Annotated in this window: 27 protein-coding genes; 13 read left to right on the forward strand and 14 right to left on the reverse strand. The window is 66.7% G+C overall.

Features of this window, described 5'->3' with window-relative positions:
* Nucleotides 1–78 precede the first annotated feature (78 nt).
* The gene (locus tag C441_RS17775) at nt 79–1,719 is read left to right on the forward strand and encodes an acyl-CoA synthetase (RefSeq protein ID WP_188424349.1); all 1,641 of its coding nucleotides are present in this window, start codon (nt 79–81) and stop codon (nt 1,717–1,719) included.
* Nucleotides 1,720–1,797: 78 nt separating this feature from the next.
* Here the strand turns inward: C441_RS17775 and C441_RS17780 are convergent, their stop codons facing one another.
* From C441_RS17780 to C441_RS17795, 4 genes are all read right to left on the reverse strand, one after another.
* A complete protein-coding gene (locus tag C441_RS17780; RefSeq protein WP_007276340.1) occupies nt 1,798–2,577 on the reverse strand; it encodes an SDR family NAD(P)-dependent oxidoreductase in 780 nt (259 codons plus the stop codon).
* 4 nt (nt 2,578–2,581) lie between these two features.
* The gene (locus C441_RS17785; RefSeq protein WP_007276341.1) at nt 2,582–3,403 is read right to left on the reverse strand and encodes an enoyl-CoA hydratase/isomerase family protein; all 822 of its coding nucleotides are present in this window, start codon (nt 3,401–3,403) and stop codon (nt 2,582–2,584) included.
* A 438-nt stretch (nt 3,404–3,841) separates the two neighbouring features.
* Nucleotides 3,842–4,126, reverse strand: coding sequence for a 2Fe-2S iron-sulfur cluster-binding protein (locus tag C441_RS17790; protein ID WP_007276342.1), 285 nt, complete (start codon nt 4,124–4,126; stop codon nt 3,842–3,844).
* Between the two features lies 1 nt (nt 4,127).
* Nucleotides 4,128–4,613, reverse strand: a complete 486-nt coding sequence (locus tag C441_RS17795) for a GNAT family N-acetyltransferase (protein WP_007276343.1) — start codon at nt 4,611–4,613, stop codon at nt 4,128–4,130.
* Nucleotides 4,614–4,812: 199 nt separating this feature from the next.
* On the opposite strand from C441_RS17795, the gene C441_RS17800 reads away from it, so the two are divergent.
* The 5 genes from C441_RS17800 to C441_RS17820 are packed head-to-tail and all read left to right on the forward strand — an operon-like array spanning nt 4,813 to nt 7,300.
* Complete coding sequence (locus tag C441_RS17800; protein WP_007276344.1) at nt 4,813–5,688, forward strand: Phenylacetic acid catabolic protein; 876 nt, start codon at nt 4,813–4,815, stop codon at nt 5,686–5,688.
* A gap of 1 nt (nt 5,689) precedes the next feature.
* On the forward strand, nt 5,690–6,064 hold the full coding sequence (locus tag C441_RS17805; protein ID WP_007276345.1) for a metal-sulfur cluster assembly factor: 375 nt from the start codon (nt 5,690–5,692) through the stop codon (nt 6,062–6,064).
* 38 nt (nt 6,065–6,102) lie between these two features.
* A complete protein-coding gene (locus C441_RS17810; protein WP_229722690.1) occupies nt 6,103–6,264 on the forward strand; it encodes a phenylacetic acid degradation PaaB family protein in 162 nt (53 codons plus the stop codon).
* Nucleotides 6,261–7,040, forward strand: coding sequence for a Phenylacetic acid catabolic protein (locus C441_RS17815; protein ID WP_007276347.1), 780 nt, complete (start codon nt 6,261–6,263; stop codon nt 7,038–7,040). The genes C441_RS17810 and C441_RS17815 overlap by 4 nt, the downstream gene beginning before the upstream one ends.
* Nucleotides 7,037–7,300 carry a PaaD-like zinc ribbon domain-containing protein gene (locus tag C441_RS17820; RefSeq protein WP_007276348.1) on the forward strand — a complete coding sequence of 88 codons (264 nt, stop codon included), beginning with the start codon at nt 7,037–7,039 and terminating at the stop codon, nt 7,298–7,300. Before C441_RS17815 ends, C441_RS17820 begins: the two co-directional genes overlap by 4 nt.
* Before the next feature lie 36 nt (nt 7,301–7,336).
* On the opposite strand, the gene C441_RS17825 is transcribed toward C441_RS17820, so the two are convergent.
* From C441_RS17825 to C441_RS20545, 7 genes are all read right to left on the reverse strand, one after another.
* The gene (locus C441_RS17825; RefSeq protein ID WP_004967931.1) at nt 7,337–7,768 is read right to left on the reverse strand and encodes a pyridoxamine 5'-phosphate oxidase family protein; all 432 of its coding nucleotides are present in this window, start codon (nt 7,766–7,768) and stop codon (nt 7,337–7,339) included.
* A 9-nt stretch (nt 7,769–7,777) separates the two neighbouring features.
* Nucleotides 7,778–8,932: an acyl-CoA dehydrogenase family protein gene (locus C441_RS17830; RefSeq protein ID WP_007276349.1), complete on the reverse strand. Its 1,155-nt coding sequence runs from the start codon at nt 8,930–8,932 to the stop codon at nt 7,778–7,780.
* A gap of 56 nt (nt 8,933–8,988) precedes the next feature.
* A complete protein-coding gene (locus C441_RS17835) occupies nt 8,989–9,966 on the reverse strand; it encodes an MBL fold metallo-hydrolase (protein ID WP_007276350.1) in 978 nt (325 codons plus the stop codon).
* A complete protein-coding gene (locus tag C441_RS17840) occupies nt 9,963–11,468 on the reverse strand; it encodes a UbiD family decarboxylase domain-containing protein (protein WP_049920683.1) in 1,506 nt (501 codons plus the stop codon). Before C441_RS17840 ends, C441_RS17835 begins: the two co-directional genes overlap by 4 nt.
* Nucleotides 11,468–12,979, reverse strand: a complete 1,512-nt coding sequence (locus C441_RS17845) for a UbiD family decarboxylase (protein ID WP_007276352.1) — start codon at nt 12,977–12,979, stop codon at nt 11,468–11,470. Before C441_RS17845 ends, C441_RS17840 begins: the two co-directional genes overlap by 1 nt.
* Nucleotides 12,976–13,479 carry a hypothetical protein gene (locus tag C441_RS17850; protein ID WP_007276353.1) on the reverse strand — a complete coding sequence of 168 codons (504 nt, stop codon included), beginning with the start codon at nt 13,477–13,479 and terminating at the stop codon, nt 12,976–12,978. The genes C441_RS17845 and C441_RS17850 overlap by 4 nt, the downstream gene beginning before the upstream one ends.
* A gap of 341 nt (nt 13,480–13,820) precedes the next feature.
* A complete protein-coding gene (locus tag C441_RS20545) occupies nt 13,821–14,330 on the reverse strand; it encodes a gamma carbonic anhydrase family protein (RefSeq protein WP_007276354.1) in 510 nt (169 codons plus the stop codon).
* A 116-nt stretch (nt 14,331–14,446) separates the two neighbouring features.
* On the opposite strand from C441_RS20545, the gene C441_RS17860 reads away from it, so the two are divergent.
* The 7 genes from C441_RS17860 to gdoA all read left to right on the forward strand — a co-directional run bounded on the left by C441_RS17860 (nt 14,447) and on the right by gdoA (nt 22,796).
* On the forward strand, nt 14,447–15,325 hold the full coding sequence (locus C441_RS17860) for a fumarylacetoacetate hydrolase family protein (RefSeq protein WP_007276355.1): 879 nt from the start codon (nt 14,447–14,449) through the stop codon (nt 15,323–15,325).
* Nucleotides 15,326–15,723: 398 nt separating this feature from the next.
* Entirely contained in the window at nt 15,724–18,750 is a 3,027-nt protein-coding gene (locus C441_RS17870) for an FAD-binding and (Fe-S)-binding domain-containing protein (protein ID WP_007276357.1), read from the forward strand.
* Between the two features lie 88 nt (nt 18,751–18,838).
* Nucleotides 18,839–20,254 carry an acetate--CoA ligase family protein gene (locus tag C441_RS17875; protein WP_007276358.1) on the forward strand — a complete coding sequence of 472 codons (1,416 nt, stop codon included), beginning with the start codon at nt 18,839–18,841 and terminating at the stop codon, nt 20,252–20,254.
* Nucleotides 20,247–20,948, forward strand: a complete 702-nt coding sequence (locus C441_RS17880; RefSeq protein ID WP_007276359.1) for an acetate--CoA ligase family protein — start codon at nt 20,247–20,249, stop codon at nt 20,946–20,948. The genes C441_RS17875 and C441_RS17880 overlap by 8 nt, the downstream gene beginning before the upstream one ends.
* The gene (locus C441_RS17885) at nt 20,945–21,355 is read left to right on the forward strand and encodes an acyl-CoA thioesterase (protein ID WP_007276360.1); all 411 of its coding nucleotides are present in this window, start codon (nt 20,945–20,947) and stop codon (nt 21,353–21,355) included. The genes C441_RS17880 and C441_RS17885 overlap by 4 nt, the downstream gene beginning before the upstream one ends.
* Before the next feature lie 70 nt (nt 21,356–21,425).
* On the forward strand, nt 21,426–21,602 hold the full coding sequence (locus C441_RS20085; RefSeq protein ID WP_007276361.1) for a hypothetical protein: 177 nt from the start codon (nt 21,426–21,428) through the stop codon (nt 21,600–21,602).
* A gap of 117 nt (nt 21,603–21,719) precedes the next feature.
* Nucleotides 21,720–22,796, forward strand: coding sequence for a gentisate 1,2-dioxygenase (gene gdoA, locus C441_RS17890; protein WP_188424359.1), 1,077 nt, complete (start codon nt 21,720–21,722; stop codon nt 22,794–22,796).
* 98 nt (nt 22,797–22,894) lie between these two features.
* Here the strand turns inward: gdoA and C441_RS17895 are convergent, their stop codons facing one another.
* From C441_RS17895 to C441_RS17905, 3 genes are all read right to left on the reverse strand, one after another.
* Nucleotides 22,895–23,416 (reverse strand): helix-turn-helix domain-containing protein, encoded by a 522-nt coding sequence (locus C441_RS17895; protein WP_049920684.1) that lies wholly within the window; start codon nt 23,414–23,416, stop codon nt 22,895–22,897.
* Nucleotides 23,417–23,566: 150 nt separating this feature from the next.
* Nucleotides 23,567–24,274, reverse strand: a complete 708-nt coding sequence (locus tag C441_RS17900; protein ID WP_007276364.1) for an ABC transporter ATP-binding protein — start codon at nt 24,272–24,274, stop codon at nt 23,567–23,569.
* Entirely contained in the window at nt 24,271–25,053 is a 783-nt protein-coding gene (locus tag C441_RS17905) for an ABC transporter ATP-binding protein (protein ID WP_007276365.1), read from the reverse strand. Before C441_RS17905 ends, C441_RS17900 begins: the two co-directional genes overlap by 4 nt.
* Nucleotides 25,054–25,064: the final 11 nt, after the last annotated feature.

The raw sequence follows: 25,064 nt of genomic DNA on the forward strand, positions 1-25,064 counted from the left end.
TCCCCTCAGCATACAGGTGGTTATTACTGAACACACCGCAAGATATTTCGTGATTAATATTGATTATACAGCCAGCCCATGCAAGAGAAGATACCCGAGTCGTACCTACCAGACGTGGGACCGAACCTCGTTCACGCGCTACCGGAGCTCCACTACCCGGAGCACGTCAACGTAGTTACCGAACTGGTCGACCGTCACGTTTCGGAGGGTCGAGGGGACAACGTCGCCATCCGGTTCGAAGACGAGGAGATGACGTACGCCGAACTGCAACGACAGGTCAACCGCCTCGGGAACGGCCTCGTGAATCTGGGCGTCGAGCCCGGTGACCGCGTGGTCGTTCGGTTCACGAACCGCCCCGAGGCAATCGTCTCCTGTCTCGCCGCCCAGAAGATCGGTGCGGTGGCGCTCCCCTCGATGAAACTGCTCCGCGCGGCCGAGCTCGTCCACATCATCAACAACGCCGAGGCCTCGACGGTCGTCGTCTACGACGCGCTTCTCGACGAAATCGACGAGGCGCTCCCGCGGACCGACACGGTCGAGAACGTCGTCGTCGTCGAGCGAAACGGCGTCGAACACGACCACACGGACTACGACGAGCTGACTGCCGGAACCGACGACGACCTCGACGCCCACCAGACGACCCGCGACGACCTCGCGCTCATGCTCTACACCTCCGGGACGACGGGCGAGCCCAAGGGGGCGACACACACGCACAGACAGGTGCTGGCGACCGCGGACAGCTACGCCCGGTACTGTCTCAACCCCACCGAAGACGACGTGTTCGGCGGGAATCCGCCGCTCCCCTTCGCCTACGGCTACGGCGACTTGGTGACGATGCCGCTCCGGTTCGGCGCGACCACGAGCCTCGTCGAGAACGCGTCTCCCGGCGATCTGCTTCAGGCCGTCGAAGACCACGGAATCACGATTATCTGCTCGATACCGACCGCGTACAACCAGATTCTTCAGAAGTACCCCGACGGTCCCGAGGAGTACGACACCTCGTCGCTCCGGATGGCAATCAGCGCCGGCGAACCCCTGACGCCGAGCACGTTCAACAAGTTCAAAGACAGCTACGGCGTGGAGATTTACGACGGTATCGGCACCACGGAGATGCTCCACATCTTCGTGAGCCACCGGGAGGGCCAGGACATCGACCCCGGAGCGACGGGCTACCCGGTCCCCGGCTACGAGTGTAAGGTCATCGACCCCGACACCGGCGAGGAGCTTCCGCGCGGCGAGGCGGGTCTGCTCGCGGTTCGCGGGCCGACCGGCATCTCGTACTGGAACCGCCCGGAGAAACAGGAGAACGCGCTCGTCGACGGCTGGAGCCTCCCCGGCGACATCTACATCCACCGCGAGGACGGCCGCCTCGAATACAAGGCCCGAGAGGACGACCTCATCATCTCCAGCGGCTACAACATCCCCGGCCCGGAAGTCGAGGCAGTGCTACAAGAGCTCGACGAGGTGTCCGAGGTCGCCGTCGTCGGCGCGCCCGACGAGGAACGCGGCCAGGTGGTCAAGGCCTTCGTCATCCTCGCAGACGGATTCGACGCGAGCGACGAGCTGACCGAGTCGCTCCAGAACCACGTCAAGAACACGCTCGCGCCGTACAAGTATCCGCGTCGCGTCGAGTACGTCGACGAGCTTCCGCGGACCGAGACCGGTAAGATTCAGCGCGTGAAGCTCCGGGAACGCGAGCGCCAGCGGCAGGAAGCCTGAGAATCGGACGATCTGACGGTGGGACGGTGAGTCGTCGGGGCGGTTTCGCCCCGGGAGAATTCGGTCGAAGTCGAACGACTACCGCCGGACGTAGCCGCCGTCGACGTGAACCGTCTCGCCGGTGATCCAGCTCGCGGCGTCGCTGGCGAGGAACACCACCGCGTTGGCGACCTCTTGGGGGCGGCCGACCCGTTCGAGCGCGTACGACTGTCCCAGTTTCTCGCGGTACTTCTCGACGAACGCCTTGGTGGACGGCGTCTCGACGGTGCCCGGACAGACGCAGTTGACGCGGACGCCGGACCCGCCGACCTCCTTGGACATCGTCTTCGTAAACGAGCGGTTCGCGGCCTTCGCCGCGCCGTACACCGCCAGTCCGGGGTCGTTCCCCCGGTAGGACGAACTCGCGTAGTTGACGACGACGCCGTCGCCGCGCTCGACCATCCCGGGGAGCGCCGCGTGCGTGCAGTTGAGCGTCCCGTACAGCGAGACGCCGAGCTTCTCGTCCCAGTCGGCCGGCTCCGAGTCGAGGAACTTCTCGACGCCCGCCACCCCGGCGTTGTTGACGAGGACGTCGAGCGAGCCGAACTCCTCGACGGTCGCTTCGACCATCGCCACCGCCGCGTCGTACTCCGAGACGTCGGTTTCGAGGCCGACCGCGCGGACGCCGTGCGCGTCCGCGACCCGCTCCGCGACCGCCTCCGCGCCCGCGCCGTCGATGTCGGCGACGACGACGTTCGCTCCGAGGGCGGCGAAGGCCTCGGCGACGGCCTCGCCGATGCCCTGTGCGGCGCCGGTCACGCAGGCGGTTCGCCCCTCGAAGTCGAAGCTGTCTCTGATGTCCGGCGAGTCGGTCGTCACGGCTTTACTTCCCCTCGAATTCCGGTTGCTCGTCGCTTCCGAAGGCGTCGATCGCCTTCGCGTAGTCGTCGGACTGCGCGAGAGCGGGCCACGCGTGGCTGGCGTACTCGATGCCGGCGTCGTAGCCGACGTTGCGCGTGATGTTGACCGCCTGTTTGATAGAGCGGACCGCGAGCGGCGGTTTGCTCGCGAGCTTCGACACCAGCTCGTCGACGCGTTCGTCGAGTTCGTCGGTGTCGGCGACGACGTCCGTCAGGATACCGCTCTCGGCGGCTTCGGCGGCGCTGAGCTGATCGCCGGTCATCGTAATCTCCTTGGCTCGGCTGGCACCGACCATCGTGGTCAGCCGTTGCGCCGCGGCACCGCCGGGGAGGACGCCGAAGTTCACTTCGGGCTGGCCGAACGAGGCGGCCTCGACGGCGAACCGGAAGTCCGACGACATCACGATTTCGAACCCGCCGCCGAGACAGAGCCCGTCGACGGCGGCGACGACGGGCGCATCGTACTCTTCGAAGGCCGCACACATCTCACAGAAGAGGTCGGGGACGCGTTTTTTCTGGTGGTACGTCGAGAAGTCGCTCATCTCGCCGACGTCTAACCCCGAACAGAACGCCTTGTCGCCCGCGGAATCCACGATGACGGCCCTGACTGCGATGCCATCGGCCTCGTCGTCCAGCGCCTGGAAGGCGTCGAAGGCGTCGATGAGGTCGTGTTGCATCTGGATGTTAATCGCGTTCATCGCCTTCGGGCGGTCGAGCGTGATACGCCCCAGTCCGGTCTCCTCGTCGAACGACCAGTCGATGGTCTCGAAGTCGGTGTCTGACATCGACTGTCATTTCCATAGCGGGCTATTAATACTTAACGACGCGCACCCCCGCGTTCACAGCCGGCCTGTATACAGAACCGTATACGAATCGTCGGTTGACGCGCCACGCCGCGTGACGCCGGCTGTGGCGTCCAAATATTACAGATATACGACTGTAATGTCTTCTCGTAGAGACCGTCACCGAGTTCGACCGAATCGGCTTCGGACCGAACCGGGTACACCACCAATTACAGTCATATGGTTGTAACCTCCCTCAGAGGTACTTTCTCGAACGACCGTGATGAATCCCGGTCTAGAACTGTATACAGGTACGTATACACTGCCGTCGTTCGAGCGCCACGGTGGGGACTCGATGGGACGGTAATCTCGTCGTGGCGTTCGAGACGCGACTGCTCGAAGGTCGGTATCGCCAGCCAAAAACGGACGAAAGAATGGGTTTCAGGGGCCGCAGTTCGACCGAAGCTTCAGGTCCGACCGCGCTTTTGCGACGCAGGTCAGGACGTAGCCTTCCTCTTTTTCGGACTCCGAGAGGAACATCGCCTCCACTTGGTCGACCTCGCCCTCGACGACCCGGAGGGCCGAACAGACGCCGCAGACGCCCATTCGGCACTGGTACGGGAGGTCGACTCCGACCTCTTCGGCGGCCTCCAACACCGGCCGGTCGTCGGGAACCTGGATGGTGCGCCCTTCGTCGACGAACTCGACTTCGTAGTATTCGACCATGTTAGAGGCGTTCTTCGTAGACGAGTTCGACGGGGTCCAGCCCGTGGGACTCCAGCATCTTCGCGGCGGTGTCGTCGTCCGCTAACACGTCGATTCGATAGTAGTCGACCGCCCGCGGCTCTTCTTTGAACCACACGGCCGCCGCGTCGAGTAACTCGCCGGCGACGCCTGCGCCGCGGTGTTCCTCGCGCACGAAGAGGCCGTGGACGTATCCGTGGTTCGCGAGTCGAAAAATCGGATGGTCGCCCATCACGCGGGCTTCGAGGACGCCGACGGGGTCGTCCTCGCCGTCGACCTCGGCCAAGAGCACGGTGCCGTACTTCGAATCGACGAGCTGGTTCTCGAAGTAGCGGAGCCAGCGTTCGTCGGCCTGGTCGCTGTGGCCGTATCGGTCGTCGAACCGCGAGAGGTGGTCCGTGAACCCGTGCCAGAGCTCCAGTATGTCGCTTCCATCTTCGTTTTCAGCGTGACGTGTCTGAATACCCATACAACCGATACTGGACCCGACTGCCTAAAATATTCGTATCGAACTATATGTGGAGTTACATTACGGCCGGCGCGTCGTCGAGCGTCGGGGGTGGGACAGAGAAACATTCATAACGCTCGACTCTAATTGTTTGATGAGTTCGATTAGACAAGCCATGCCAACGGAAAAACAATTTAAGAACCAGCTACAGAACGGTCGGATGATCGAAGACGAGTCGGAGATGACCGAGGGGTACAAGAAGGCGTTGAAGGCGACCCTCAAGGTCTCGGCGGACACCGAACTCATGAGTGCGCCCGCGTACTACGAGATGTCGATGAACGCGCCGACGCTCGACTCGCGTGCGTCGTGTATCAGCGTCATCCAAGACGAACTCGGCCACGGTCACATCGCCTACCGACTGCTCGAAGACCTCGGCGAGGACCGCGAAGAGCTCATCTACGAGCGCGAGCCGCACGAGTTCCGCAACACCTACGGCTTCGACCAGCACCTCGAGACGTTCGCGGAACTCGTCTGCGGGCACGGTCTCTTCGACCGCGCCGGGATGGTGCTCCTGAGCGACATCGAGGCGAACACCTCGTACGCCCCGTGGAAACGCGCGCTCCGGAAGGTCGGAAAGGAAGAGCAGTTCCACCTCCGCCACGGCGAAACGTGGATGCGCCGGCTGGTCAACAACTCCGAGAAGACGAAACAGCGCGTGCAGGACGCGGTCGACTGGATGTTCCCGATGGGAATCGAGTGGTTCGGCATGCCGGACGGCAAGAAGCACAACACCGACCAACTCGACTACCGCATCAAGGGGAAGACCAACGACGAACTCCGACAGGAGTGGATGAGCCACACCGTTCCCCTCGCGAACGAACTGGACCTCGACGTGCCCGCGCACTTCGACGACGAGGCCGAGGAGTACGTCCTCGAATACGACATGCCGGTCGCGTTCGACGCCGACAACAAGGAGTGGCGCTTCGACGAGCCGATCGGCTGGGACGACGTCCTCGACCGATGGCGCTCGCGCGGCCCCGCCAACGAGAAGTACGTCAACATGCTCCAGTCCGGCAAGTTAGAGGTGGAAGTGTAGTATGAGCGCGAACACCGCAGGTATCGGAACGGCCGGATTCAGTGTCGGACCCGAAGAGGACGCCGACGAGTTCGAACAGGAGCTCTGGGCGACCGTCGACGAGGTGCCCGACCCGCACATCCCGGTCAGTCTGGTCGACATGGCGATGATTTACGACATCGAGGTCGACGCCGGCGAGGTCACCGTCACGATGACCTACCCCTGTATGGGCTGTCCGGCCTACGACATGATTCAGGACGACGTCCGCGCCGTCCTTCGGACCGTCCGCGGCGTCACCGACGTCACCATCGAGGTGACGTGGGACCCCGTCTGGTCGAAAGACATGCTCACCGACCGCGCGCGAGAAGAACTTCGAGACGCAGGAATCGGCTTATGAAGTACCACGTATTCACCCGCAACAGATCCGGAGACGACATGATACACGCAGGAACCGTTCAGGCGGACTCGGACCGCCTCGCGCGAATCTACGCCCACCGAACGTACGACGAGGAAGACTGGGACTTCATGGGCGTCGTCCGCGAGGAGGACCTGCTCGAAGTCGACGAAGAACCCATCAGCAGTCGGAGGGTCGCATGAGTGCAGACGCCGAGAGCCGCTGGCCCGAGGTCGCCCGCGACTACGTGCAGGCCATCGCCGACACGAAGTTGCTCCTCGGCCAGCGCTACGGGGAGTGGATGCTGAAGGGTCCGAACCTCGAAGACGACATCTCCGGCGCGTCCAACGGTCAGGACGAAATCGGCCAGGTCCGCCAACTGTTCCGCCTGCTCGAAAAGCAGGGTGTCGACCGCGACTGGCTCGAAACCGACCGCGAGCCGGCGGAGTACGCGAACGCGCAACCACTGGACGAGGAAGCCGAGGCGTGGCCGACGTTCATGGTTCAGGTGGCCCTCTCCGACCGGGCCGCGTGGCTCCTGCTCGACGCCATCCGACACGAGGACTTCACCGGCATGGTCCAGAAGATGGGCGAAGACGAGTACTTCCATCTCGAACACCACGACGCTCGCCTCGAGACGCTGGCGGTCGACCAGCCCGAGGCGGTCGAAGCCGCTCTCGAACGCTACTTCCCGGGCATCCTCGCGTTCATCGGTCCCGCGACCCACGGCGCGGGCGCGGACCCGCTCGTCGAGGCGGGCTTCACCGACCGCGCGGTCGCCGAGATTCGCGGCGCGTTCCGCGAGCACTACGTGGACCTGTTCGCGGGGACCGACGTCGCCGTCCCCGCGCTGACCGACGACGTGCCGGACCCCGACGAGTGGGACGAGAAACGACGCCGGAGCGGCGACGGTCACATCGACCAGCGCGTCGCCGACCAACTGCAGGGCGTCACGAACAGGGAGTACGTCATCGAATGAGTTCCACTGAGTCGTTCCGCGGCGGAAGCGGCGGCGCATCGGACCGCGGAGCCGACACGGACGACGGCGACGGTGACGGCAACCCCCCAGAGGCCGTCTGCCCGTTCTGCGGCTCCGGCGACACCGAACGAGAGTCGAGATTCGGCGGCGAAGTCTCGAAGAGCCAGTACTACTGCAACGGCTGTCGAACCGTCTTCGAGCGCATCAAGTACGACGGCGCGGTTCCGTCGACCGGCCGCGACCGAGACGGCACGCGCTGAACCGGAGCGCGCCCGTTCGCCCTCGTCCTATCCGACTTATCCGAGTTTTCGAAAGTCCCACGAGACGGTTCGCTCGGGCGTCAGCGCGATTTTGACGCGCTCGTGGCCGCTCGCGTCCGGGATGGACTTCACGGTGCCGAACAGCGCGCGCTCGATGTCCGCCACCTGTTCTGGGTCGTCGACGACGGCCGCCGGCCCGCGCCACTGAACGCCGCGATGCTCGGCGTATTCCGATTCCCCGGCGTCGACGACCGCCGCGGCGACGCCCGTCGACCTGATGTTTTCGACCTTGACCGAGTCCGCGTCGGTCTCGAAACAGAGGCGACCGTCGACGACCGCGGCGGCGACCGGCACGACGTGCGGCAGGCCGTCCGGGCCGACGGTGGCGACGCGGGCGACCGGCGCCTCCTCGATGAGCGCTACCTGCTCCGCCCGGGAGAGAGCGATTCTGTCGTAGTTCCGAACCATGGGCGACGCTCAGAGCCCCAGCGCCGCGCTCGCCACCGTGGTCTTTTGAATCTCGGTGGTGCCGCCGATAATCGCGAGGATGCGGGCGTCGCGGTAGTACCGTTCGAGGGGGTAGTCCGTCCGGTAGCCCTTCCCGCCGTACACCTGCATGGCGTTTCGGGCACAGAACTCCGCGGCCTCGCTCGCCGTGAACTTCGCCCGCGACGACACGCGGGTGTCCCCCTCTCCGTCGGCGATGCGGACCGCGGAGTCGTAGACGAGACCGCGGGCCGATTCGAGTCGGGAGTCCATCTCCGCGACGAGCACCTGCACGGCCTGATACTCGCCGACGGCCTTGCCGCCCTGTCGCCGGTCGCCGGCGTACGCGACCGCCTCGTCGAACGCGGCGCGGCCGATTCCACAACCGATGGCCCCGAGTCCCGTCCGGGCCATGTCGATAGTGCCCATCGCGATGCGGAAGCCCTGACCGACGGCTCCCAAGAGCGCGTCCGCGTCGACCGCGACGTCATCGAACGTCGAATCGCCGGTGACGTGCCCGTGCATGCCGAGGTACTCCCCTCGCTCGAACGAGAACCCGTCGACCTCGTCGGGACTGGGGACGAGAAAGACGCTCACACCGTGGGAGTCCTCGGGCTGTGGCCGTTTCCGCGCGACGACGAGATGGACGTCGGCGACGCCCGCGTTCGTCCCGAACGACTTCTCTCCGGAGATTCGGTAGCCGGTGTCGGTCGCCTCGGCGACCGTCCCGAGTTCCGTCGGCGACGACCCCGCGCCGGGCTCGGTCAACAGCATCGACCCGACGGCGTCGCCGGCGACCATGTCGGGAAGCAGTCGCTCGCGCTGTGCGTCGGTGCCGAAGTTCAACACGGGGAGCATCGCGAACGTGTGGCCCTGAATCGTCTCCGCCACCGCGCCGCTCTCCTCGGCGATGCGCTCTATCGCGAGGCAGTACGAGAGGAAGTCGCCGCCGAGGCCGCCGTACTCCTCGGGAACGAGAATCCCCAACAGCCCGGCGTCGCCCGCGGCCTCGACGACGTCGCGGGGGAACTCCCGACTTCGCTCGATTTCTTCGGCGCGGGGGGCGACCGACTCCGTCGCAAACGTTTCCGCGCGGTCCAGCACGTCGTGGTGCTCCTCGGAGAGAGCACGCTCCAGTAACGTCATACCCTCCCCTCGTGTGTCGAGGACCTTATCTGTAACGCGAAGCGGCGACCGCTCGGTCAGCAGTCGACGCCGTCGAACGACCGAGCGTCGCCCCTGACGTATCTGTCCGGCCCGACACCGACTCGTTCGGCCAGCCCGCGGTCGGCGGCGAACGCCAGATGCGCGGCGGCCTCGCCGGCCCCCATCTTCGCGTGGATACCGCGCATCTCGCCGAACAGCGAGCGCGCGACGGCCCACGGAGTCACCCCGTCACCGTCCCGGTCTGAAAGCTCCGCGACGGCGGTGCGGACCCGCTCGGTGTGGTGGGCGCGAATCGCGTCGATTCGGTCGAGGAGCTCGACCGACGAGCCGTGGCCGGGGAACGCGACCGGCTGGGCGTCGGCCTCGCGGGCGCGCTCTCGAATGCGGTCGAGCGTGTCGAGGTACGTCGCGAGCGCGTCGGTCAGTCTGGTGTCGGTGCCGCCGACGTTCGGCGTGTACGTCGGGAGGACCGCGTCACCGAGAAACAGGGCGTCTCCGGCGTCGAGCACGACGTGTCCCGCGGTGTGTCCCGGCGCGTGAACGACCTCGATACCCCCCACCGCCGCGCCGTCGGTGAGCGTGACGACGGGGTACTCGTGGGGCATCGGAGACGGCTCGTCGGCGTCCCGAAGCTCCGAAACGAGGGCGTCGGGAACCCCCCACTCGCGGAGGCGGCGGGCGTCTCGGTCCAGTCGGCGGTTCCGCTCGGCGGCGTACGCCGCGACTAACGGCGCGTCGGCTTCGTGCAGGGCGAGCGCCGCGTCGGCGGCCGCCGCGAGTCTGGGTGCCAACCCGGCGTGGTCGGCGTGCCAGTGGGTGACGACGACCGTCTCGACCCGCTCGACGGGGAGCCCCGCCGCCGACAACCCCGACCGCAGAACCTCCCACGACGCGTCTCCCGGCGGCCCCGGGTCGACGACGACGCCGCGGTCCGGGAGCACGTACGTGCTGTTTTCGCCTTCGGGGCTCGCGGCGGTGTGCGCGATGCGTTCCGTCGTCCCGGCGGGCCTCACTCGTCACCACCGTCCGTCGCGTCGCCTCGCTGTCCCCGCGGTTCGTGTTCGTCGCCGTGGTCGAACCCCATGTCGGCCCAGTCGGCCCGGACGGCCTCGCGGAGCGCCTCGGGATACATGGTCTCGAAGGTGACCCGCGGGGCGATGAACTCCTCGTCCCACCGGGGGTCCCACGCGGCGTTGACGTAGACGTTCGCGCCCGTCGCGCCGTCCTGTCGGTAGTACGGCGCGCTCGCCGCCGGCGCGGCGGAGTCGGAGAACTCCCAGTCGTTCGCCGGGTGCGCCTTCACCCAGATGTCGTCGAACGCCCGCGCGAGGTCCATCGGGCGGGTCTCGGTGTCGAGCACGACGATTTTGTCGAAGAGCCGCGAGAACGAAAACAGCGTGTTGGCGAGTTGCCACTCGAAGCCCGCGTACAGGATTTCGCTGGCGACGAGGCAGATGCCGAGTCCGGTCTCCGCGGGCAACGCGAGCCACTCGACCGGCGCGACGCCCCAGTAGTTGTTCACGCGGCCGTACAGGCGGGCGGACTCGATGACGGAGAGGAGCGCGCGGCCGTCGGCCATCGGCGCGCCGGTCGGCGAGAACGGGACGACCGGGTTCTCGCGGACGGTCACCCGTTCGGCGCGGGCCTCGACGGTCGCGGTCGCCATCGCGTCCTCCCACGGCTCCCGACGCGTCTCTGGCGCTCGACCCGCATCGTCGCCGTCGGCGCGACCCGTAATCGTCGCGTCCACGAGCACCTCGCTTTCCGCCGGGACGGCTCCCGCGGCCGTCGAGGCCACCGGAACCGACCCGAACGCGTTCGCGACGGCCGGCGCGCCGGCGACCTGCGTCTCGCCGACCCAGCGCATGATTGCGCCCACGAGCGCCGCCGGCGGCGTTCCGAGCGCGAACGAGACGGTCGTCCCTGGGGCGACGTCGGCGGCGAGGTCCGCCGGGACCGAGAGCCTGAGCCCGTTGCTCCCGCGGACGGACCCCCGAACCGGGAACCACTCGACTGCGTCGGTATCGACCGCGTCGGACGCCCGTTCGCTGTCGGCATCGCCCCCGTCGTCGGCCGTTTTCGAGTGTGCGCCGAGGCCGAGGGTGACCGCCGGGACGCCGGTGTCCGAGACCGCCGGGAGTCCCAGCGACCGAAGGTCGGACACCGTCTCGGTGGCGGCCGCGGGTTCCACCGCGGGTACGGGACCGCCGTGGCGGGCGGCGACCAGCGCGTCGAGCACGTCGAGGTAGCCCGCGTCGAAGCCGAGTCCCAGCGCCGCGCCGAGACGCGACCAGGGGTCGCGCGAACGCACTGCGAGCCGGTCGGGCCCGCCGAGTCCTCCGGCGAGGAGTCGCGCGTGGCCGCCGGCGTCCGTGAGGAGCACGGCCGGCCCGTTGGCCCGCGCCGCCTCGGCGCTCACCGCGAACGCGGTGTCCGCCCAGTGCGTCCGCTCGTCGATTCGGGCAAGGTCGTCGGCGTCGTCGAGCCGGTCGAGCAGGTCGCGAACGCCGAGCATCACAGGCTCCCTCCCTCGGTGCCGTCGACGGTGACACCGGCCGCAGAGAGGATTTCTCGGGCGCGTTCCCGGACGAAGTCGTCGTCGAGACCGGCATCGACCCGGTTCCCGTCATCGTCGCCCGAGGTGGCGTCGATGTACGCCTTCGTCGTCTTGGTCTTGGACGTGCCGGTCTCGCCGTCTCCCTTCTCCTCCGGCGTCTGGTAGATGTTCAGGGGGACTTTCGGCATCGCGACCGTGCCGAACTGGTGGAAGTCCGACTCCGGGTCGGCGTGGAGCGCGAGCGATTCGAGCACCTCCCGAATCGACAGCGGGTTCACGTCCGAGTCGACGAACACGAAGAAGTCGACGTGGAGCATCCCCCACGTGGTGAAGATGAAGTTCGCCAGTTCGTGGAGGTAGCCGGGGCGGGACACGTCGGTCGAAACGACGTAGACAGTCCGGGAGGTGAACCGCCACGGAACGCACTTCTCGACGTCGTAGCCCGCCGTTCGCAGACCGAGCGTGGCGTCGGGTCCGACGCACGCCACTTCGAGCGTCGCGCTCGTGTTCAGCGTGTGGCCGACGCCCGAGCCCTCGACGCAGAACGGTATCACGGGCCGTCGTCGGTGGGTAATCGCGTCCACCTGGAGGACCGGCATCGAGCGACGGGGGCCGTGCATGTAGCCGAAGTAGTCCCCGAACGGTCCCTCGTCCAATCGCTCGTTCGGCACGACGTGCCCCTCGACGACGATTTCGGCGTTCGCCGGCACCAGCAGGTCGTTCGTCTCGCACTCGACGAGTTCGACCGGCTCGCGCTTCAGCCCGCCGGCGAACCCGGCCTCGTCGCGCCCCGTGGGAATCCACATCGAGGAGGTCACCTGCGTCGCGGGCTCGCCGCCGATGACGAGCGCGACCGGCATTCGCTCCCCCCGACGTTCGTACTTGTAGTAGTAGATGTTCGGCGTCTGCTCGCCCGCGAGGAGAAGCAGGCTCGCGCGCTCGCCGTCCTGCACCATCGCCCGGTGGACCGACCAGTCTATCCACTCCGAGTCGGGGTCCTTGACGACCATCGTGTGGAGGTTGGAGTACCGCCCGCCGTCGCCGGCGTGGATGTACGGCCACGGGAGCGACAGCAGGTTGGCGTCCTCGCCGCGCCGAACGACCTCCTTGCAGGGCGCGTCGCCGCCGTCGACGGTTTCGGGAGCGATGGGTCGCTTGAGCCGGTCGATGACCGTCTCGTAGTACTCGTCGGCGGAAAGCCCCGGGTCCAGTCCGAGCGCGAGGGCGATTCGGTCCCACGGCCGCCGCCGACTGCCGCGGTACGGGTCGCCGACGAGTCGCGCGTCGATGTCCGTGTCCGCGACCGACTCGAAGAGCGGAATCCGGTCGTCGCGCTGGTTCGCGAGCATCGTTATCGCGCTCGCTTCGAGATCCCACGAGACCGACCGGTCGATTCGAGCGACGTCGCCCCGGCGTTCGAGACGCGAGACGTACTCGCGGAGACTCTCTGTGGGATGGTCGGCGTTCACGTCTCGTCACCGCCGGTGAGCCGCCGCGAGAGGTCGTCCTGTTCGAGGCGGACGCGCCGCTCGACGTAGCGGTCGAGGAGCAACGGCCGGGTCTCGGCGAGGTGTTGGGTCACGAACGTTCGGACCGCCTCGGAGACGGAGTCGTACTCTCCGGTCTCGACGAGGTACGTGACGAGGGCGCGGACGTCCTCGCTTCGCACCGTGACCACGTCGGACTGCGTTCGACTCTGCTCGATGCATCGGTCGAGGACCTGGTCGTCGACCGGGGCCCCGTCGAGGTCGGCCTCGATTATCTCGATATACCACTGCTCTTCGACGTTCTCGTGGGGGCCGCGGAGCACCGTCAGCGGCTCTGGGTCGTCGAGGTCGTGACTGTCCCGCGAGAGGCGCGCACGCGTCTGAAATATCTCCTTCGTCTCCTGATTCGTCACCTGAACCGTCACTTCTCCCCCCGTGTCTGCCGGCAGGTGGTCCTCGGACGTGATGTACTGCGGACTCATCCGACACACTCCCCTTCTCTGATTTCCAGCACCATTGGTGACACGCTCGTACTGCTGGTGCATAAAGTCATCGTGCCGATACCGGCGGCTATCCGGTCCGAGGGCGTAGAATACTTCACATGTATACTCGACAGTATACCGTCAATCGTACACGATTATTCGGGATATGAAAACGCGTCGAACACCGGTTCGGCGGAGCGATACCCGCCGAACCGCACGGTCGGGTTCGCATCGAACCCCCACTGCGGTCGGCACGTCACGCCGGTCCGTCTACGGTATTGTCTGAAAACCGGTGAGCTGTCGACTGCGTGGCCCCGCCGGGGTGGCGGTCGCGGTGGCGGTCACTCCACGTAGCGATGCGGCCCGGCTTCGACGAACTCCCGGCCGAGTTCGACGTAGTGGTCGCGCGTGTCGTCGATTTCGGCCAGTTGCGCGTCCGAAAGCGGTCGGGTTTCCGCGGGGACGCCGTACGCGAGATGGCCCGGCGGCACGGTCTGGTCGTGGGTGACGACGGCGTTCGCGGCGACGATGCTGTGGGACTCGACGGTCGCCCCGCCGAGGACGCGGCTTCCCATCCCGACGAGCGCGTCGTCCTCGACGGTCGCGAAATCGATGACCGCGCCGTGGCCGATGCTCACGCCGTCTCCGACCGTCGCGCCGTGGAGCATCGTGAACTCCTGTACGTTGGTGTCCGCGCCGACCGTCACGGCCCCCCGGTCGCCGCGGAGGCAGACGAACGGCCAGAGGCTCGCGCGGGGTCCGACTGCGACGTCTCCCACGAGGTAGGCCATCTCCGAGACGGACGCGCGCTCGTCTATCACCGGTTCCATCCCGTCGAACGTGTGTTGCATTACCCCACGATGCGACGCCGACCGGTATAGTGGTTCGTGTCACGGCGACGGGGCGGCGTTCCCAGTCTACCTGAACCGGTGTAATTTAAACACCTGCGGGTAAATCAACGAGTGTAATGAAGTTCGTTCGATTCAACCAGAGCCAACTCGGTCTGTTGACCGACGACGGCGAGGGTATCGTCGATTTGACCGACCGCCTCGGACTCACGAGCGACGAGCCGCTCGTCGAGTACATGGAAGGGGACTACGACGCGAGCGAGTATATCGACGCCGACGCCGATGTCGACGTGTCGGACGTCACGCTCGAAGCGCCGGTCGAACGCCCCGGGAAGGTCATCGCCGCGCCGCTCAACTACGAGAACCACATCGCGGAGGCCATCGCGGACAAGGACATCACGACCGACGAGTGGTTCTCCATCAAGGACAAGGGCTACTTCCTGAAGGCCCCGTCGAGCGTCATCGGCCCCTCGGAGAACATCGTCATCCCGTTTTCCGACCGCCGAATCGACCACGAAATCGAACTCGCGTTCGTCATGGGCGAGGAGTCGAAAGACGTCTCCAACGACGAGGCGTGGGAGAACATCTTCGGCTACACGATTCTCCTCGACATCTCCGTCCGCGGCGACCAGGACCGCTCGAACCGCAAGTCCTACGACACCTTCACCGTCGTCGGCCCCTGCGTCGTCACGCCCGACGAGGTCGGCGACCCCCAGTCTCTCGACCTCGAACTCGCCGTGAACGGCGAGGTCCGTCAGTCCGAAAACACCAGTGAGATGGTGTACACGTGCGCGGACGTCGTCCAGTACGCCTCCATCGGCGCGACGATAGAGGTCGGCGACGTCATCACGACCGGGACGCCGGAAGGCGTCGGCCCCCTCGCGGACGGCGACACCGTCGACGCGACAATCGAGAACATCGGTTCGATGACCGTCGGCGTCGAAGAACGCGACGTGTCGTTCGCCGACGTGGACGTCCAGAAGCACGGACAGAACTGACCCGCTCCGCGGTTTTTCTGCGGGCCGACTGACCGCCCACGCGTCAGTCCTCCGGTCGTCGGCAGTCCTGTCGATTCGGTCGCCCGGCGGTCCAGTCAGCCGCCGGTGCGACGAGCGACCGGATGACGTGTGGTAGCGTAAGTCACTAATACGATGACTCCGTCCGTTCGCGTGTACGAGAGTCAACGGCGACCGCCGCCGGTGTCGGTTCGGGGCTCTCCGAGACGGCAGTCCCATCGCGGACGAGCGGAACCGAGCCGACGCCGAGTTCGCCGACTTCGACCGGACCGGGGAGACGCCCAGTCACGCGCCGCCCGACCCACACCGGCGCTCGCCGGTCGGCGTCGGCCGACGCGACCACCGACCAAGACGTTGCGATTACTATCCGAGACCACCGCATGACGACGCGACAGACAGCCGCCACCGACCCGGCAGACGCATCGGACACGAACTACGACTACGTGAGCGACGAGGTCGACCGGCCCGACCTCCTCGCCGCGCTCGAACGGCGCGTCAGCGGCGACGTTCGCTTCGACTCCTACTCCCGCCAGCTCTATGCGACCGACGCCAGCGCCTACGAGGTGACGCCCATCGGGGTCGTCTTCCCGGCGGACACCGCGGACGTCGCGGCGGTCGTCGAATACTGCGCACGGGAGGACGTCCCCGTGCTCCCGCGCGGCGGCGGGACGAGCCTCGCCGGACAGACGGTGAACGAGGCGGTCGTCCTCGACTTCACGAGATACATGGACGCGCCGCTGTCGGTCGACCCCGAGGCGCGGACGGCGCGCGTCCAGCCGGGCGTCACGCTGTCGAAGCTCAACGAGAGGCTCGCGCCGCACGACCTGAAGTTCGCGCCCGACCCCGCCGCCGGGAACCGGAGCGTCATCGGCGGCGCAATCGGGAACAACTCGACGGGGTCGCACTCGCTGAAGTACGGCAAGACGGACGCCTACGTCGAGGAGGTCGAGGCCGTCCTCGCCGACGGGACGGTGACGACGTTCGGCGAGGTCACGCTCGACGAACTCGCCGCCGGTGCGGACCCCGACGGGAGCATCCGAGAGCGCGTCTACGCCGAAGTCCACCGCATCCTCGAATCGGAGTCGGACCTCGTCCGCGAGCGCTACCCCGACCTGAAGCGCAACGTCTCGGGCTACAACCTCGATTGGCTCGTCGACGAGGCCGAGTCGGGGTCGGTGAACCTCGCTCGCCTGCTCGCCGGCTCCGAGGGGACGCTCGCGCTCATCACCGAGGTCACCGTCTCGCTCGAACCCGTCCCGGAGACCAAAGCGGTCGCGCTTCTCACCTACGACGAGCTGATGACGGCGGTGAGAGACGTCGTGGCGGTCCTCGAACACGACCCGGCGGCGGTCGAGTTCATCGACGACACGCTCATCGACCTCGCCGGCGACACCTCGGAGTTCGAAGACGTCGTGGGGATGCTCCCCGACGGCACGCGGGCCGCGCTCCTCGTGGAGTTCTACGCCGAAGACGACGAGACCGGCCGCGAGAAGGTCGACGCGCTCGTCGCGGACCGCGTCGGCGAGAGCGCCGTCGACGCCATCGAGGCCCACGACGAGGCGGCGCGCGGTCGAGTCTGGAAGCTCAGGAAGGCCGGCAATCCGATTCTGCTCTCGCGGACGACCGACGAGAAACACCTCTCGTTCATCGAGGACTGCGCCGTCCCGGCCGAGCACCTGCCCGAGTTCGTCGGCGGGTTCCGCGACGTGCTCGACGACCTCGGGACGTTCGCGGCGTTCTACGGCCACGCGGGGCCGGGCGTCCTGCACGTCCGCCCGCTCGTCACCACGAAGACCGCAGAGGGCCTCGCGACGTACGAGGAGATTTCCGACCGCGTGACCGAACTCGTCGTCGACCTCGGCGGCTCCGTCTCGGGCGAACACGGCGACGGCCGGGCGCGGACCCAGTGGAACCGCAGGCTCTACGGGGACTCGCTGTGGCAGACGTTCCGAGAGCTGAAGACGGCGTACGACCCCGACTGGCTCCTCAATCCGGGGCAGGTCTGCGGCTACGAACCGGACGAGCCGCTCCCGGACGACGCCCCCGAGCGCGCCCGGCGCGTCTCGATGACCGAGCACTTGCGGTACGACCCCGACTACGAGTTCGACGCCGGCTTCGACCCCGCCTTGGAGTGGACGAACGACAACGGGTTCGAAGGGATGGCCGAACTCTGTCACGGCTGTGCCGGCTGTCGCGGCGACCAAGACACCACCGGCGGGGTGATGTGTCCGACCTACCGGGCGAGCGGCGAGGAGATACAGTCGACGCGTGGCCGCGCGAACCTCCTCCGGCAGGCGATGAGCGGCGACCTCTCGGCGGACGAGCAGTTCGACGTCGAGTTCATGCACGAGGTGCTCGACCTCTGTATCGGCTGTAAGGGCTGTTCGAACGACTGTCCGAGCGAGGTCGACATGGCGAAGCTGAAAGCCGAGGTGACCCACGAGTACCACCGCCGCGAGGGGGCGAGCCTCCGCGATAAGCTGTTCGCCAACGTCGACACGCTCTCGAGGGTGGGAAGCGCGTTCGCGCCCGTCTCGAACTGGGCGACGAAGCTCCCGGGCGCGCGGTCGCTGTTGGAGTCCACGGTCGGTATCACGTCCGAGGCGACGCTCCCGTCGTTCGAGCGCGAGACGCTCCACGACTGGTTCGAGGCCCGCGGCGGGTCGCGGGTCGCCCCGGCGGACGCCGAGCGGACGGCCGTCTTCTTCGTCGACACGTACACGAACTACAGTCACCCGGAACCCGGAAAAGCGGCCGTGCGCGTCCTCGAAGCGGCGGGCGTTCGCGTCGAACTCGCAGACCACACCGACAGCGGCCGGCCCGCGCATTCGAAGGGCTTTCTCGACGTCTCGCGGGACACGGCGCGCGAGAACGTCGCGGAACTCGCCCCGAAGGTCGAATCGGGACGCGACGTGGTGTTGGTCGAGCCCTCGGACGCGGTGATGCTCCAGTCCGACTACCTCGACCTCCTGTCGGGCCCCGCCGTCGAGCGGGTCGCTCGCAACACCTACGGCGTGATGGAGTACCTCGATTCGTTCCGCCTCGACGAGCGACTGGCGTTCGACGCGCCGGACGAGTCGCTCGCCTACCACGGCCACTGCCACCAGAAGTCCGTGAAGAAAGACCACCACGCGGTCGGCGTGCTCAGGCGCGCCGGCTACGCGGTGGACCCGCTCGACTCCGGCTGTTGCGGGATGGCCGGGAGCTTCGGCTACGAGGCCGAACACCGGTCGATGAGCGACGCTATCGGGGACATCCTCTTCGAGCAGGTGGCGGCGAGCGACGGACAGCGGGTCGTCGCACCGGGCGCGTCGTGCCGCACCCAACTCGGAGACCGCAACGACGACGCGGAACGCCCCCCGACCCCGATCGAGCAGGTAGCGCGGGCCGTCCGAACCGAACGGTAGACCGGACCGTTCGACCCCCGCCGAAGCCGGTCTGAGCGTCGGCCCGGTCCCCGCCGCGGCCGCGAAGTTCAGTCGGGGCGAAAGCACTATGCTCCTGTTCCGAATACGTGCTGACGTGACTCACCAATTCGAACTCGACAGACTCTTCGACCCGTCTTCTATCGCGGTCGTCGGGGCGTCGACGAAAGAGGGGAAAATCGGGTACGAGGCGATGGAGAACGTCCACGACTTCGGCGGGCGGGTCTATCCAGTCAACCCGTCCGCAGACGGCACCGCGTTCGGGGAGCCGTTCGTCGCGTCGGTGACCGACATCGACGACGACGTCGACCTCGCGTTGCTCTGTGTGCCCGCGCCGGTCGTGCCGGAGGTCATCGAGGAGTGCGGCGCGGCGGGCGTGGGTGCCGCGGTCATCTACTCCGGCGGCTTCGCCGAGGCCGGCGACGACGGCGCGGAGATACAGCGCCGACTCACCGAGACGGCAAACGAACACGGCATCGCCCTGCTCGGCCCGAACACGAGCGGCTTCGTCATCCCGCGGACGGGGTTGTACGGCTCGTTCGCCACCGGCGTCGAGAGCTTCCCGGCGGGCGACCTCGCAATCGTCGCCCAGAGCGGCGGCGTCGCCCACTCCATCGCGTTTCAGGCGACCCGCGAGCGACGCGGGCTCTCCGCGATGGTCGGGCTGGGCAACCGCGCGAACGTCGGCTTCGAGGAGGTCATCGAATACCTCGACGGCGACCCGGACACCGGCGCAATCGTGCTCCACGTCGAGGGGACCGACGACGCGCGCTCGCTCCTCGAAACCTGCTACGACGCGGAGACACCCATCTTCGCCTACAAGGTCGGCGAGGCGGACGTCGGCGACTTCGCCGAGTCGCACACCGGCGCGCTCACCGGCGACCACGCGCTCTATCAGGCCGGATTCGCACAGTACGGGGTTCCGACGGTCGATTCGACGAGTCAACTCCTCGACGCCGGGCACGTGGCGGCGACCGCACCCCTTCCGGACGGGACGAACGTCGGCGTCGTGACGGCGCAGGCCGGCCCCGGTATCATCATCGCGGACCGCCTGAAACGGGCCGGCGTCTCGCTCCCGCCGCTCGAAGACGAGACGACGGCGACGGTGAACGAGATTCTCCCCGGCATCACCTACTCGGCGAACCCCGTCGACACGGGGCGGCCGATGCCGGAGTTCGGCGAGGTCGTCCGCGCGGTCGCGGCCGACGAGAACGTCGACGCCGTCCTCGTGTACGAGCTTCACGAGGCCGCGCTCGGGTTCCCCACCGAGGACCTCGACGGGCTCGCTGAGTCCGTCGGAAAGCCGGTCGTGTTCGCGACGGCCGGCCCGGAATCGCTCCTCGAACCGGACCGCGAGGAGCTCGAATCCGTCGGCGTCCCCGTCTTCGAGTCGCCCGAGCGGGCCGCCGATACCGTCGCCGCGCTCGCCGAATACGCGCGCGTCACTGCGGACGCCGCGCCCGCGGAGGTGGTCGACAATGCGTGAGTCGGACCCCATCGAACGGGCTCGCGCCGACGGCCGGACGACGCTCACCGAGGCCGAGGCGAAGGGGCTTCTCGCCGACGCGGGCATCGAGACCCCCGCGTTCGAGGTCGCCTCGACGCCCGAGGACGCCGCCGCGGCGGCCGAGCGAATCGGCTTCCCGGTCGTGCTCAAAGTCTCCTCGCCGGCGGTGACCCACAAAAGCGAGTGGATGGGCGGACTGGGCGTGACTGTCGGCGTCGCGGACGCCGACGAGGCCGCGGCCGTCGCGGCGGACGTCTTCGACGCCGCCGCCGACAGCGGTATCGACGCCGACGTGCTGGTCGAAGCCGCCGCCGACGTCGACGCCGGAACCGAGGTCATCGTCGGCGGGCTTCGGGACCCCTCGTTCGGTCCCGTCGTGCTCACCGGACTCGGCGGCGTCTTCACCGAGATATTCGAAGACACCGCCCATCGGCTGGCCCCCGTCACGCAGGCGACCGCGCGGGCGGCGGTACAGGAGCTCAGGTCCGCGCCGCTTCTCGAAGGCTATCGAGGGAGCGACCCAGCGGACATCGACGCGCTCGCGGGGGTCGTCAAGCGCGTCGGCGACCTGCTCGTCGAGCGGGAGAAGATCGCCGAAATCGACGTGAACCCGGTGTTGGTGACGCCGAGCGGTGCGACCGCCCTCGACGCGCTCGTGGTGCTCGAAGAATGACCGGCTTCACGCGCACGTGGACGGTCCGGTTCTCCGACACGGACCCCTTCGGCATCGCGCACTACCCCCGCATCGTCGACACGCTCCACGAGAGTTCGGACATGTTCATGGAGGAGGTCGGCTTTCCGCTCTGGGAAATCTCTCTGGAATACGACTTCGGGCTCCCGCTCGTCGAAATCGACTTCGAGTTCGAGCGCCCGATGGAGGCCGGCGACAAAATCGAGATAACCATCACGCCGACGCTCGGCACCCGGAGCCTCCGCTTCGATTACGTCGCGCGCAACCAAGACGGCGAGGTGACGTTCACCGGCCACGAGACGCGCGTCTGTGCGAGCACGGACGACGTCAGTTCGCGCGACCTCCCGGCCGAACTCCGGGAGGCCATCGAACCGTACACCGAGGGGTGACTCACGCCGGCGTCGCCGCGGTCGAGGCGACCGACGGCATGTTTTTGTGACGTCCGAACCGTGTGGCCGTATGGCCGAGTTCGAAAACATCTACGCCAAATCGAACCCGTTCGTTCGGGCCCATTTCGACTGCCCGAACTGCGGCGGAAAGCTCTGGGAGTACGCCATTCAGGGGCAGATGGTCTGCGAGGACTGCCGCGAGCTGTACCCCTCGAAGGAGATATTCGACGCGCAGGTGAGCCAGTAGCGACCCGGGTGGCGGGTGGCGGGGGACGGGTGACGGGTGACGGTGTCCGCCCGTAGCGGCGCCACGCGACGAGAATAGACCCATACATTTATGAGGAATCCTCGGGAACTTTACACCATGGCTGAACAAGAGCCGAAGGAACTCCTAGAGATGAGTACCGACACGGAGCGTCTCCTCGAGGAGAACGACCTGCGACCTCTCTGGGAAGTCGAAAAGGACTTCGGAAACCAATTCGGCGGGTTCGAGGCGGACATCTGGAAGTGGGAAGACATCCAGGCGTCGATCGACGCCATCGAGCGGGACGTCCCCATCGCGGACCTCCCGCCGGGGTTCCAGCGACGCGTCGCCGTGCCCGTCAACACGGGATACCGAAACGCCATCTCGAACACGATTTACGTCGGCGTCCAGACCGTCTCGCCCGGCGAGACCGCGCCGGCACACCGACACGGGGCGAACGCGCTTCGGTTCACTATCGACGGGAGCGAGGACATGAAGACCGTCGTCGCGGGCGAGGAGTTCCCGATGCGGGACAACGACCTCATCACGACGCCGCAGTGGGAGTGGCACGACCACGTCAACGACGGCGACGAGACGGCGGCGTGGCTCGACGTGCTCGACCTCCCGCTCGTCCTCGACTCGCTCAACGCGCGCAACACCTTCGAGAACCACGAACTCGACCGCCAGCCCGTGACGAAGTCGCAGGGCTACTGGGAGTCGCAGTACGGACGCGCCCGCCCGTTCGAGGACACGAAGGAAGACGGGATTCCCGGACCCTTCGAGGGGAACTGCGCCGCGACGCCGCCGTACCGATTCAGCTGGAAAGACACCCTCCAGACCCTCCGACAGCGAGCCGAAAACGACGACCCGGACCCGCACGACGGCTACAGTCTCTCGTACGTCAACCCCGCGACCGGCCAGCCGCCGCTGTTTCCGACGATGTCGTTCCGCGCGCAGTTGCTTCAAGAAGAGACCGACCCGCACTTCCACAACGCCGTCGACGCGTACTTCGTCATCGAGGGCGAGGGCGCGACGCACGTCGGCGACGACGTGCTCGAATGGAGCGAACGCGACATCTTCGTGATTCCGCCGGACGAGATTCACCACCACGACCCCGACGGCGAAGCGATTCTCCTCGGGATGACCGACCGCCCGGTGTTCGAGGCGTTCAACTTCTACGCCGAGGCCGAACCGTAGGCGCGCGGGGTCCAGTTCCGGACCACTCTGTTCGCGCCTCGGCGGATACCGCCAGGCCGGGTAGGTACCACCGAACCGAGCGCGATTCCGACCGTCGGTCAGTCGTCGGCGTCCTCTTTGAGATGGTCGAACAGTTGCGGCTCGGTCCCGAACTTCAGCACGTTGGTCATCACCGAACTGCGGACGTTGTGCACCATCTTCCCGTGGTCCTTGTAGAAGTCGTGGAGCCAGCGGGACTGCACCTCTCGACTCGGGAACATCATGACCGCCTTCCACTGGTACTCGCCGTCGGAGAGGAAATAAAAGAGCGTGTACTGACTGTCGCGGAGGAACTCCATCGTCTCCCGCCAATGGTCCGCGAAGTTCTCCGGGTTGAACTTGAACTCCATCAGCGAGAACGTGAAGTAGTCTTCGTTCGGGATGATGGCCTCCCGAAACACGCCCGCGCTCCGCATGTCGCGAATCGATTTGCTGACCGTCACGTGCGAGACGTCGATGTCGTACTCCTCTTTGAGCACGGTCGTCAGCTCCCGAGCGGAGAGCTGTGGGTCGCGGCCGAGTTCGCGGAGAATGATGACATCGCGGTCTTTGAATTCCCAGTCGGGTCGTTTGTTGGTCATATCGACTCGATTTTCGGCGGCGAGGTATGATAGGTTTTCGGAGCCGTCTGCGGTTTGTGTCCCGCCGAGGAGACCCGTCCCGATGCGAAAGCCGCACCGAGTCCAGTCTCGCATCGACACGGTCGGTCGGCCCAACGCGAGCCGAACGCGTCAGACGCCGAGATACTCCTGTCGGAGGTCTTCGTCTTCTCTGAGCCGCGCTGTCGTCACCTCGTTGACGAGGTCGCCCTCCTCCAGTATGTAATGTCGGTCGGCGATTGCCATGGCCGCGGCGACGTTCTGTTCGACCATGAGCACCGTCACGCCGCGCTCTTCGTTTATCCGCCGAATGCCCTCTTCGACCTGCCGGACGATCGTCGGCGCGAGGCCCTCGCACGGCTCGTCGAGTAGCATCAACTCCGGGTTCGCGACGAGCGCGCGAGCGATGGAAACCATCTGCTGTTGGCCGCCGCTTAGGTTCTTCGCGTCGCGGTCGCGTATCTGGTCGAGTTCGGGGAAGAACTCGAACATCTCGGACTCGGGGAGGGGGTCGTCGACGGACGTCGCCGCCACGTGGATGTTCTCCGCGACGGTCAATCGCGGGAAACACCGCCGTTCCTCCGGAACGTAGCCGAGGCCGAGGTCGGCGATTTCGTGTGTCGGGCAGGCGAGGAGGTCCGTCCCCCGGAACGTTATCGACCCGTCGATTATGCGGGGCGTCTCAGCGCCGACAATCGAGCGAATGGTGGTCGTCTTCCCGGCGCCGTTTCGCCCTAACAGCGAGACCGTCTCGCCCTCGGAGATCTCCATGTCGATGCCGAACAGCACCTGTCCGGTCTCGTACCCGGCTTCGAGTCCGTCGACGCTCAAAAGCGTCATAGCTCCTCCCGCATACCGCCGAGGTACGCTTTCTGTACCGCGTCGTCGTCACGAATCGCGTCCGGTTCGCCCGTCGCGATTATCTTGCCACGGTCGAGGACGGAGATGCGGTCGCTCATCGAGAGCACGATGCTCATATCGTGTTCGATAAGCAGTAACGTGAGTCCCAACTCGGACTGGATAGACTGTATCATCTCAGCGGTCTCTTCCGTTTCGGTGGGCCCCATCCCGCTGGTCGGTTCGTCGAGAAGAAGCACGGACGGGTCCGTTGCGAGCGCCATCGCGATGCTGAGTCGCCGCTGGTCGCCGTGCGAGAGGTTCGTCGCCGTCTCTTCGGCAAGCGATGTGAGGCCGACCTGGTCGAGTATCCGGTAGGCCCGCTCTTCGGCCACGCGTCGGCCGTCGCGGAAGAAATCGAACGCGAACGACCCCTGTTCGATGGTCTGTGCGACTATCCGCACGTTTTCGAGCGTCGTCTTCGACTCGAAGAGCTGATTCGACTGGAACGACCGGACCAGCCCCATGTGGGGGCGTTCGTACTGGGGGACGTCCGTGATGTCGGTCCCGTCGTAGTACACCCGGCCCTCCGAGGGCGTGAGCGCGTTCGTGAGGACGTTGAAAAGCGTCGTCTTGCCCGCTCCGTTCGGCCCGATTATCGACCGAAGTTCGCCCTTCGAGACGGCCAAATCGACACGGTCGACCGCGACGTGGCCGCCGAACCGTCGGGTGAGGCCGTCTGTGCCTAACGCCGCTTCTTTCGGATCGGTATCTGTCTGCATAGTTACTGTCT

This window comes from Haloferax sulfurifontis ATCC BAA-897, from assembly GCF_000337835.1.
In the GTDB taxonomy this organism is placed as follows: domain Archaea; phylum Halobacteriota; class Halobacteria; order Halobacteriales; family Haloferacaceae; genus Haloferax; species Haloferax denitrificans.

What these genes read in the sequence shown, in the direction of transcription:
- C441_RS17800 (WP_007276344.1), top strand. Translation starts at nt 4,813, where the DNA reads ATGATCGAAGACGAGTCGGAGATGACCGAGGGGTACAAGAAGGCGTTG.
- C441_RS17810 (WP_229722690.1), top strand. Translation starts at nt 6,103, where the DNA reads ATGATACACGCAGGAACCGTTCAGGCGGACTCGGACCGCCTCGCGCGA.
- C441_RS17775 (WP_188424349.1), top strand. Translation starts at nt 79, where the DNA reads ATGCAAGAGAAGATACCCGAGTCGTACCTACCAGACGTGGGACCGAAC.
- C441_RS17795 (WP_007276343.1), bottom strand. Translation starts at nt 4,613, where the DNA reads ATGGGTATTCAGACACGTCACGCTGAAAACGAAGATGGAAGCGACATA.
- C441_RS17870 (WP_007276357.1), top strand. Translation starts at nt 15,724, where the DNA reads ATGACGACGCGACAGACAGCCGCCACCGACCCGGCAGACGCATCGGAC.
- C441_RS17820 (WP_007276348.1), top strand. Translation starts at nt 7,037, where the DNA reads ATGAGTTCCACTGAGTCGTTCCGCGGCGGAAGCGGCGGCGCATCGGAC.
- C441_RS17840 (WP_049920683.1), bottom strand. Translation starts at nt 11,468, where the DNA reads ATGCTCGGCGTTCGCGACCTGCTCGACCGGCTCGACGACGCCGACGAC.
- C441_RS20545 (WP_007276354.1), bottom strand. Translation starts at nt 14,330, where the DNA reads ATGCAACACACGTTCGACGGGATGGAACCGGTGATAGACGAGCGCGCG.
- C441_RS17790 (WP_007276342.1), bottom strand. Translation starts at nt 4,126, where the DNA reads ATGGTCGAATACTACGAAGTCGAGTTCGTCGACGAAGGGCGCACCATC.
- C441_RS17895 (WP_049920684.1), bottom strand. Translation starts at nt 23,416, where the DNA reads ATGACCAACAAACGACCCGACTGGGAATTCAAAGACCGCGATGTCATC.
- C441_RS20085 (WP_007276361.1), top strand. Translation starts at nt 21,426, where the DNA reads ATGGCCGAGTTCGAAAACATCTACGCCAAATCGAACCCGTTCGTTCGG.
- gdoA (WP_188424359.1), top strand. Translation starts at nt 21,720, where the DNA reads ATGGCTGAACAAGAGCCGAAGGAACTCCTAGAGATGAGTACCGACACG.
- C441_RS17875 (WP_007276358.1), top strand. Translation starts at nt 18,839, where the DNA reads ATGCTCCTGTTCCGAATACGTGCTGACGTGACTCACCAATTCGAACTC.
- C441_RS17815 (WP_007276347.1), top strand. Translation starts at nt 6,261, where the DNA reads ATGAGTGCAGACGCCGAGAGCCGCTGGCCCGAGGTCGCCCGCGACTAC.
- C441_RS17825 (WP_004967931.1), bottom strand. Translation starts at nt 7,768, where the DNA reads ATGGTTCGGAACTACGACAGAATCGCTCTCTCCCGGGCGGAGCAGGTA.
- C441_RS17880 (WP_007276359.1), top strand. Translation starts at nt 20,247, where the DNA reads ATGCGTGAGTCGGACCCCATCGAACGGGCTCGCGCCGACGGCCGGACG.
- C441_RS17785 (WP_007276341.1), bottom strand. Translation starts at nt 3,403, where the DNA reads ATGTCAGACACCGACTTCGAGACCATCGACTGGTCGTTCGACGAGGAG.
- C441_RS17900 (WP_007276364.1), bottom strand. Translation starts at nt 24,274, where the DNA reads ATGACGCTTTTGAGCGTCGACGGACTCGAAGCCGGGTACGAGACCGGA.
- C441_RS17860 (WP_007276355.1), top strand. Translation starts at nt 14,447, where the DNA reads ATGAAGTTCGTTCGATTCAACCAGAGCCAACTCGGTCTGTTGACCGAC.
- C441_RS17885 (WP_007276360.1), top strand. Translation starts at nt 20,945, where the DNA reads ATGACCGGCTTCACGCGCACGTGGACGGTCCGGTTCTCCGACACGGAC.
- C441_RS17850 (WP_007276353.1), bottom strand. Translation starts at nt 13,479, where the DNA reads ATGAGTCCGCAGTACATCACGTCCGAGGACCACCTGCCGGCAGACACG.
- C441_RS17905 (WP_007276365.1), bottom strand. Translation starts at nt 25,053, where the DNA reads ATGCAGACAGATACCGATCCGAAAGAAGCGGCGTTAGGCACAGACGGC.
- C441_RS17830 (WP_007276349.1), bottom strand. Translation starts at nt 8,932, where the DNA reads ATGACGTTACTGGAGCGTGCTCTCTCCGAGGAGCACCACGACGTGCTG.
- C441_RS17805 (WP_007276345.1), top strand. Translation starts at nt 5,690, where the DNA reads ATGAGCGCGAACACCGCAGGTATCGGAACGGCCGGATTCAGTGTCGGA.